A 1,567-nucleotide genomic window follows, 5' to 3' on the forward strand; every position below is an offset into this window, starting at 1 on the left:
TTTTTCTCAGCGGCGCGCTGAAGGGATTGCGCCTTACGTTGCGCGGCTTCGCGAGCTTTTCTGGTTTGTTCTTTGCCGACGGCGCTGGCGCACTGGTACGAGCAAACGATCTGCCCCTCGCGTATCGGGTGAAACCACTGGCGGCATTCTTTGTTTGCGCACTTACGGCGCGGTAATTTAGCCATGCTCACCCCCAGACCTTTTGGCGTAAGGATTTTGGCGTCCGCACCCGGTGTGCATATTCAGGTAATTTCGCGCTGACAGTCCAGGTAATGAAGTCAGGGTTCAGGCTCTTTTCTGTCCTTACGCCCCGCTTCTGATAATCCGATATCAGCGTGTCGGCCTGCTCGGTTGTGCAGTCATGATGATGGAACCAGGAGTATTTCATCGCCATCACCCCGCAAAGCTCATGAGCTGGGCGGCGGCGTTCTCGGCCTCGCGCTGAGTACGGAATGTACGTGATAAAATCCAGCGCCAGAGAACATCAAGCGCAGATTTATACAACTGCTGAAATTCGACCTCATCCATACTGGAAAAAGCGATGCTGCGGGGATGTTTGCGAAGGGTGCCGTCCGGTAGCTGGATGGCGTCATAGTGACCAGCCTCAACCGTCACCCATGCGCGGTAGGCATCGAATGATTTACACAGGCTAATCCCGTTTGTTACCCGGCGGTTTGCAATCTGTTCCAGATACTGTTCAGCCGCATCCAGTAATGCGCTTTCATTCCCGCCATATGCAGCGAGAAACTTTGCATAACCGTTTACCAGTTTGCGCTCATTGGCAGAAATGGCGCCGCCGGTGGGTTCCCAGTATTCAAACCCAAGATTAAGCAACGCGAAAAAGCGGCGATGGAATACAGGATTCCTCACCTGACGGAACTCAGCCACCAGCACGGCGCCGAGTTTGATTTTTGATTGCAGAATATCACTGGTCTCCGGCGTTGCGGGGATCAGAATTCCAGATGACTGCTTGATGAGTTGTAATTCGTGCGCCATGGTATTCTCCGTGGCGCAGAAGGTTAACGGTTGTTCAGGCCGTTGATTTCATATTATCAGAAGGTGGTGTTACCCAGTAGCCGAGACGGCGAATAAAATGCATAAAACCGTTGGGAGTAAAAACTTCTTCATCATCCAGCAAAGGACGCATAGATACCATGCCATTTACACGATAGATAAGATGCCTGCCTGATGATGGAAAGCTAAACACCACGCAGCCATCAGATCTTCTTACAATGTCATACCAGCTATCTTCTGACTTTTGCAAAGCTGAATTACTCAATTTTTGTTCTCCCTTCAGGCGATGTACAGACGCGGTTAAAAATTGTCGGCAGCAGCATCAAAGGGATACGCAAATTGCGGTATTCTGAAAAATGCGCGCCAGCATTAAGCGCAATGTTAATAAAACCAGTCGTCAGCGCTTTCCCACGTTTCCTGCAGGATGCTCTGTATACGTTTTTTATCGCCATCAGCAGCACCGACGATACTCAGACCATCCTGACTGCCTCGACGGATGGTTAAGTTGCAGTTTTCATACTGATTCTGGAGACGGGTAATTAATTCTTTTTCA

5 protein-coding genes are annotated in these 1,567 nt (G+C 50.2%); all 5 read right to left on the reverse strand.

Annotation, left to right across the window (positions count from 1 at the left end; all coding sequences use genetic code 11):
- The coding region (locus ACLJRU_RS23290) for a recombination protein NinG (RefSeq protein ID WP_410957051.1) at window positions 1-185 on the reverse strand (185 nt) is incomplete at its 3' end.
- A 2-nt stretch (window positions 186-187) separates the two neighbouring features.
- Window positions 188-394: a hypothetical protein gene (locus tag ACLJRU_RS23295; RefSeq protein ID WP_001241019.1), complete on the reverse strand. Its 207-nt coding sequence runs from the start codon at window positions 392-394 to the stop codon at window positions 188-190.
- Window positions 394-996 (reverse strand): DUF1367 family protein, encoded by a 603-nt coding sequence (locus ACLJRU_RS23300; RefSeq protein WP_001540681.1) that lies wholly within the window; start codon window positions 994-996, stop codon window positions 394-396. Before ACLJRU_RS23300 ends, ACLJRU_RS23295 begins: the two co-directional genes overlap by 1 nt.
- A gap of 34 nt (window positions 997-1,030) precedes the next feature.
- Window positions 1,031-1,279 carry a hypothetical protein gene (locus ACLJRU_RS23305; RefSeq protein WP_001540683.1) on the reverse strand — a complete coding sequence of 83 codons (249 nt, stop codon included), beginning with the start codon at window positions 1,277-1,279 and terminating at the stop codon, window positions 1,031-1,033.
- A gap of 116 nt (window positions 1,280-1,395) precedes the next feature.
- On the reverse strand, window positions 1,396-1,567 hold a 172-nt coding region (locus ACLJRU_RS23310), incomplete at its 5' end, for a DinI family protein (RefSeq protein ID WP_080105762.1).

The sequence above is a fragment of the Salmonella sp. SAL00653 genome (genome assembly GCF_046552515.1).
GTDB classification, from domain to species: domain Bacteria; phylum Pseudomonadota; class Gammaproteobacteria; order Enterobacterales; family Enterobacteriaceae; genus Salmonella; species Salmonella enterica.